Annotated in this window: 5 protein-coding genes and 2 pseudogenes; 2 read left to right on the top strand and 5 right to left on the bottom strand. The window is 70.5% G+C overall.

Features of this window, described 5'->3' with window-relative positions; genetic code table 11:
* From H0X00_RS20180 to ligD, 4 genes and pseudogenes are all read right to left on the bottom strand, one after another.
* Positions 1 to 604: pseudogene (locus tag H0X00_RS20180) on the bottom strand (hypothetical protein); the annotation flags it as partial.
* A gap of 9 nt (positions 605 to 613) precedes the next feature.
* Positions 614 to 937: pseudogene (locus tag H0X00_RS20175) on the bottom strand (OsmC family peroxiredoxin); the annotation flags it as partial.
* An 86-nt stretch (positions 938 to 1023) separates the two neighbouring features.
* The gene (locus H0X00_RS20170) at positions 1024 to 1692 is read right to left on the bottom strand and encodes an AIM24 family protein (RefSeq protein WP_293774279.1); all 669 of its coding nucleotides are present in this window, start codon (positions 1690 to 1692) and stop codon (positions 1024 to 1026) included.
* 13 nt (positions 1693 to 1705) lie between these two features.
* Entirely contained in the window at positions 1706 to 2725 is a 1020-nt protein-coding gene (gene ligD, locus H0X00_RS20165) for a non-homologous end-joining DNA ligase (protein ID WP_293774278.1), read from the bottom strand.
* Positions 2726 to 2826: 101 nt separating this feature from the next.
* Between ligD and H0X00_RS20160 the strand changes: the two genes are divergently transcribed.
* Together H0X00_RS20160 and H0X00_RS20155 are read left to right on the top strand one after the other, a co-directional pair.
* The gene (locus H0X00_RS20160; RefSeq protein ID WP_293774276.1) at positions 2827 to 5001 is read left to right on the top strand and encodes a malate synthase G; all 2175 of its coding nucleotides are present in this window, start codon (positions 2827 to 2829) and stop codon (positions 4999 to 5001) included.
* Positions 4998 to 5429 (top strand): heme-binding protein, encoded by a 432-nt coding sequence (locus H0X00_RS20155; RefSeq protein WP_293774274.1) that lies wholly within the window; start codon positions 4998 to 5000, stop codon positions 5427 to 5429. The genes H0X00_RS20160 and H0X00_RS20155 overlap by 4 nt, the downstream gene beginning before the upstream one ends.
* Positions 5430 to 5634: 205 nt before the next feature.
* On the opposite strand, the gene H0X00_RS20150 is transcribed toward H0X00_RS20155, so the two are convergent.
* Positions 5635 to 6774 (bottom strand): FAD-linked oxidase C-terminal domain-containing protein (locus H0X00_RS20150; protein ID WP_293774273.1); only part of this gene is annotated, 1140 nt, incomplete at its 5' end.

Here is a 6774-nt window from a genome sequence, read left to right as displayed (position 1 = left end):
GGTCGGGCCGCAGCACCATCGCGACGTGATGGCGGCGCAGCTCGTAGCCCATCCGCAGGCTGGCCGCGTCGGAATCGAGCGGGCTTCCGGCGAGCAGGCTGCGGATCGCGTCCTCGCGCGCGGCGGCCTGGCTGCGCTCCCAGGTCGAACGCTCCGCCTCATAGGCGGCGACGACGTGCACGCGGACCGCGTCGAGGTAGGTGGAGACGAAGTCGGTGGACCAGGTGACCAGACGCTTGAGTTCATCCGCATCGTCGACGTCGGCGAAGACCACGTCGACCCACTGGCGCCAGAGCTTGGCCTGCCCGACGTGGTAGCAGCGCAGCAGCGTCGGCAGCCCGACCCCGCGGTGCACCATCATCCGGGCGAAGTCGGTGGCCTGGGCCGGGGCCTCGATGCCCTCCGGCGGGATGCCGAAGCGCAGCAGCGCGGCCATCGCGCCGATGTGCGCGATCGCGTTGGCCTCGGTGGCGGCCTGCATCTCGGCGTCCTGCGGCATCTCCGGGACCGCGGCCATGATGTGCATGGATAGCTCGGGCCCGAGGTCGGCGAGCTGGGTGGCGACGCGCGCGGCCCACTCCGGGATCTCGGCAGCGGCGTCCATGGCCGCAACCTACGCCCGGAGGGGCCCGGCGGGGAGCCAGGTCTCGAGCGCAGCGTCCAGGATGATCTCGACGCCGGTCAGGGCCTTGCTCACCGGGCAGCCGGCCTTGGCCTCCTCGGCGACCTTCGTGAAGCCGTCGGCGTCCAGGCCCTCGACCTCACCGCGGACCGTCAGCTTGATGCCGGTGAGGCGGAAGCCGCCCGCGGGGTCCGGGCCGAGGTCGACGTCGGCCTGCACGTCGAGCGCCTGGGGCGTGCCGCCGGCGCGGGCGATCAGCGCCGAGAGCTGCATCGCGTAGCAGGAGGAGTGCGCGGCGGCGATGAGCTCCTCGGGGTGCGGTGCGCTCGTCACGCCCTGTCCAGGCCGTTGCGTCAGCGAAAGTGGTCGCTATAACGACCGATCTCGCTGACGTAAAGAGCTCAGTGGTTGTGGGTCGGAACGAACGGACCCTCGGAGGACTGCACGACGACAAAGCCCTGGCCCTCGAAGGCGAGCTGGAAGGCCTCGCCGGAGCCGCGACCGATCAGCGCGGACGCGCCGGCCGTGCGGACCAGGCGGGTCTTCAGCGACGACGACCAGGCGATCGCCGACTGCAGGTCGGCGAAGGTCGGGGCCTGGGTGGCATCGAGCACGACCGGCGTCCCGTATGAGGAGAGCGCGATCCGGCCGGTGCCGGTGAAGACCATGTTGAACACGCCGCCGGCGAACATCGAGGCGCCCTCGACGCGTTTGATGTCCCAGGTGAGGCCCGGGTCGAACGCGAGGACGTTCGCGCCGTTGACCGTCAGCGAGTCGCCCTCGAGATCGACGAGGTAGAGGTCAAAGGCGTTCTGCGCCAGGAACAGGTCGCCCCTTCCCTTGCAGCGCATCAGCGGGACGCCCTCGCCGGTGGCGACCTTCTTGATCAGCTTCTTCACCCCGCCGGCGCCCTCGTAGGCGAACTCGATCGCGCCCTGGTAGGCAACCATCGCGCCCTGGCGGGCGAGCAACTCTCCGTTGAGCTTGACCTTGAGCAGGCGCGGGTTCTGCAGCGACATGTCCTCGCTGCCCTCGATCTCGACGTTGGCGCTGAACAGGTTGCTTTTCATGATCGCCACCCTGTCATGGGGGAATTTCGCGCACCACGTCGCGGGCGTCCTTGTCGTGGCGCAGGCCCAGGTAGCGGGGGTGGCGCAACCGGCCCTCGCGGGTCCACTCGGTGAAGCCGACCTGAGCGACCAGCAGCGGGTCGACCCAGCGACTCTCCTTGGCCTTCGGGGCGTCGACGAAGGGCGACTCCGCCAGCACCAGGTCGTCCAGGGCGACGCGAATCGCGGCCAGCGTCTTGTGGTCGAACCCGGTGCCGACCTTGCCGGCGTACTTGAGCTCGCCGTCTTCGTAGTAGCCGACGAGCAGGGCACCGAAGCCGGTGCGGGCGGCGGCGGAGGACTCGGTGAAGCCGCCGATGACGAACTCCTGCTCGCGAACGCACTTCAACTTCAGCCAGTGTGAGGAACGCCGGCCGGGCTCGTACTTCGACCCCGCGCGCTTGGCGATCAGGCCCTCCCAGCCGCTCGCGCACGCCTCGCGCAGCAGCGCCACCCCGGAACCTTCGCGCTCCTCGGACAGCCGCAACGGCTCCACGTAGGTAATGGCCTCGGTCAGCACGCGGCGACGGGCCTGCAGCGGAAGCTGCGTCAGATCCTGACCGCCGTAGGTGAGCAGGTCGAAGGCGTAGAAGACCACCGGCACCCCGATGGCCAGCGCCCGCCGGACGTCGCTGATACCGAGCCGCGCCTGCAGCAGACCGAAGCTGGTCTGCTCGCCGTCGAAGGCCACCACCTCGCCGTCGACGACCAGTCCGGGCGGGGCGGCGACGGTCAGGGCGGCGACGATCTCGGGGAAGGTCGCGCTGTTGTCGCGCTGGATCCGCGAATACAGCCGCGTCGTCCGCTCCCCCCGCACGGCGATCAGCCGGACGCCGTCGAGCTTGCGCTCGTAGACCCAGTCATCGCCCGGCGGCGGCCGCTCCGCCGGCGAGGAGAGCATCGGGGTGCGGAAGGCGGGCTTGGCCGGCCGCAGCAACTTCTGCTCGCCGGCGTCGAGCAGCTCGGCCAGCAGATCGGCCGGCAGCTCGTCCACGCGGCGAGCTTACGTCCGGCCCCCCGCGCCTGGAGAGGTGTCGGTTGGCCGGACGCAACGGGGTGAAAGGCTGGACGGGTTCGCCGAGCACAGGAGGACTCATGGCGTCGACCCCCATTGCCGTCGCCGACCTCACGGTCGATGCCGAGCTGTACGCCTTCCTGACCCAGGAGGTGCTACCCGCCGTCGACCTCGCCCCGGACGTCTTCTTCACCGGCCTGTCCGACGCGGTGCACACCCTCGGGCCGCGCAACCGCGAGCTGCTGGAGGTCCGGGACCGGATGCAGGCCGCGATCGACGACTGGCACCGCTCGCGGCCGGGGGCCGGTGACCCGGCGGAGTACACGGCGTTCCTCACCTCGCTCGGCTACCTGGTGCCGAGCGGGCCGGACTTCTCGATCAGCACGGCGAACGTGGACCCGGAGATCGCGTCCATCAACGGCCCGCAGCTGGTGGTGCCGGTGACCAACGCCCGGTACGCGCTCAACGCCGTCAACGCGCGCTGGGGTTCGCTCTACGACGCGCTCTACGGCACCGACGCTCTCGGGGACCCCCCGCGGTCCGGGCCGTACGACCCGGACCGCGGCAAGCACGTGATCGCGTGGGCCCGTTCGTTCCTCGACGATGTGGTGCCGCTCTCCTCGGGCTCGCACTCCGCGGCGACCGCGTACGCGGTGGCCGACGGGGCGCTGGCCGTGACGCTGGACGACGGGCAGAGGGTCGGGCTTCGTTCCCCCGCCACGTTCGCGGGGCACGTGGGCGACGCCGCGGCCCCTTCGGCGGTGCTGTTGCGCAACCACGGCCTGGGCATCGAGATCCGGATCGACCGCGCGCACGCGGTCGGCGCGACCGACCCGGCCGGGGTCGCCGACGTCGAGCTCGAGTCGGCGATCACCGCGATCATGGACTTCGAGGACTCGGTCGCCTGCGTGGACGCCGCCGACAAGGTCGCTGCGTACCGGAACTGGCTCGGGCTGATGCAGGGCACGCTGTCCGCGGCGGTGGCCAAGGGCGGTTCGTCGTTCGTGCGCCGGATCGAGCCGGACCGTAACTACGCCGCGGCCGACGGTTCGCCGTTGCGGGTGCGGGCGCGCTCGCTGCTGCTGGCCCGCAACGTCGGGCACCTGATGACCACCGGCGCCGTGCTCGACAAGGACGGCCGCCGGATCGGTGAGGGCATCCTCGACGCCTTCGTGATCGGTGCGTGCGCCCTGCACGATCTGGCCCGGGATCAGGCCGAGCGCAACTCCCCCGCCGGCTCCGTCTATCTGGTCAAGCCGAAGATGCACGGCCCGGACGAGGTCACGCTGACCAGCGCCCTGTTCGGAGCCGTCGAGCAGACCCTCGCCCTACCGGCGGACACCCTGAAGATGGGAATCATGGACGAGGAGCGGCGGACCACCGTCAACCTTGCCGAGTGCATCCGCGCGGCGGCCGCGCGTGTGGTGTTCATCAACACCGGCTTCCTCGACCGCACCGGCGATGAGATCCACACCTCGATGCAGGCCGGCCCGGTGGTGCGCAAGAACGACATGAAGGCCACCACCTGGATCAAGGCTTACGAGGATTGGAACGTCGACACCGGGTTGCGTTGCGGCCTGGCCGGGCGGGCCCAGATCGGCAAGGGCATGTGGGCCGCACCGGACCGGATGGCCGACATGCTGGAGCAGAAGATCGGCCACCCCCGCGCAGGCGCCAACTGCGCCTGGGTCCCGTCCCCGACCGCAGCGACGCTGCACGCCACCCACTACCACCGGGTGGATGTGACAGCTCGTCAGAATGAGCTCGCCGGGCAGACCCGTTCCTCGCTCCATCAGCTCCTCCAGATCCCGCTGGCGCCGGCGGCCGACTGGCCGGCCGCGGACCGCAAGGCCGAGATCGAGAACAACGCGCAGGGCATCCTCGGCTACGTGGTGCGCTGGGTGGACCAGGGCGTGGGTTGTTCCAAGGTGCCGGACATCTCCAACGTCTCTCTGATGGAGGACCGGGCCACCTGCCGGATCTCCTCGCAGCACCTGGCCAACTGGCTGGTGCACGGCGTCGTCACCGCCTCCGAGGTGGAGGACGCGCTGCGCCGGATGGCCGTGGTGGTCGACGGCCAGAACGCCGGCGACCCGCTGTACACCCCGATGGCGCCAGGCTTCGACGGCCCGGCGTTCCGGGCCGCGCACGACCTGGCCTTCAACGGCACCGCTTCCCCGTCCGGCTACACCGAACCGATCCTGCACGCCCAGCGGGCTGCCGCTAAGGGCCTGGCGAAGGGAACTACCTCATGACCAACGGCATTAACCTGGCCCAGGCCCGCACGATCATCGCCACCGCGCTGCAGTTCGGCACCGACAAGGGGTTCAAGCCGCTGACGGTCGTCGTGCTCGACGCCGGTGGGAATGTGGTCGCCGCCGAGCGCGCAGATGGGTCCCCGAACAAGCGCTTCGAGATCGCACACGGCAAGGCCTTCGGCGCGATCTCGATCGGCATCGGGTCGCGGGCCCTGATGGCCCGCGCCGAGCAGCAGCCCTACTTCATCGCCGCCGCCGGAGCGGCGATCGGCGGCGCACTGGTGCCGGTCCCGGGGGGCGTGCTGATCCAGGAAGGCGGCGCCACCATCGGCGCCGTCGGCATCTCCGGCGACACCTCGGACAACGACGAGGCCGCCGCCGTCGCCGGCATCGAGGCCGTGGGCCTGGCGGCGAACACCGGCTAGCCGGGGGCGCGGGGTGCCAGGTGCCACCGACCCCCGAAAGCGCACCATGGCACCTCCGAACAGGTGCCGCAGGTGCCATCGACCCCCGAAAGCGCACCATGGCACCTCCGAACAGGTGCCGCAGGTGCCATCGACCCCCGAAAGCGCACCATGGCACCTCCGAACAGGTGCCGCGGGTGCCACGCTGCGCTTTCGGGGGTGAGCGCTACTCCAGGATGGTGCCCGGGTTGAGGATGCCCAGCGGGTCCAGGGCATTCTTGATGGCGCGGGTGACGTCGAGAACGTCGGCGCCGAGCTGAGCCTCCAGCCACGGGCGCTTCATCCGCCCGACGCCGTGCTCGCCGGTGATGGTGCCGCCGAGAGCGATGGCCAGATCCATGATCGCGCCGAAGGCGAGGTTGGCCCGGCGCTCGGAGTCCGCATCGGCCGGGTCGATGACGATTAGCGGGTGGGTGTTGCCGTCGCCGGCGTGCGCGATCAACGCGATCACCACGGCGTGCTCGGCCGCGATCGCCTCCACGCCCGCAACCAGATCGGGCAGGCTCGGCACCGGGACGCCGACGTCCTCGAGCAGAAGCCGGCCCTGACGCTCCACCGCGGGGATCACCGCGCGGCGGGCGGCGACGAACATCTCGCCCTCGACCTCGTCGTCGGTGTCGAAGACCTCGGAGGCCCCGTGCCCGTGACAGGCGTCGAGCAGCACCTTGATCTCGCGGGCGTCCCCGGCATCGGACTTCGCGACCACGATCGCGGCGGCCGAGCGGTCCAGGCCCATCTTCATCAGATCCTCGACGGCGTTGATCGAGGCGTGGTCCATGTACTCGAGCATCGAGGGGCGCATCGTCGAGGTGATCGCCAGGATCGCCGCGGTGGCGTCGCGGGTGTCCTTGAACGTCGCGACCAGCGTGTGCGCGGGCGGCTGGGGCGGCATCAGACGCAGCGTCACCTCGGTGATGATCCCGAGGATCCCCTCACTGCCGACGAACAGCTTGGTGAGCGAGAGCCCGGCGACGTCCTTGACCCGCGGACCGCCCAGGCGCAGTACCCGGCCGTCGGCCAGCACGACCTCCATTCCGAGCACGTAGTCGGTGGTGACGCCGTACTTGACGCAGCACAGTCCACCGGCGTTGGTGGCGACGTTGCCCCCGATCGAGCAGATCTCGAACGAGGACGGGTCGGGCGGGTACCAGAGGCCGACCTCGGCGACGGCCTTCTTCACCTCCGCGTTGAACAGGCCCGGCTGGGCGACCGCGATCCGGGTGACCGGGTCGACGCTGATCGCCCGCATCCGCTCGGTGGAGACCACGATGCGGCGTTTTAATAATAAGTCTCCGCCGGACAGTCG

The organism is Sporichthya sp. (assembly GCF_013815995.1).
Classification (GTDB): domain Bacteria; phylum Actinomycetota; class Actinomycetes; order Sporichthyales; family Sporichthyaceae; genus Sporichthya.
This window is presented reverse-complemented; position numbering and strand designations above follow the sequence as displayed.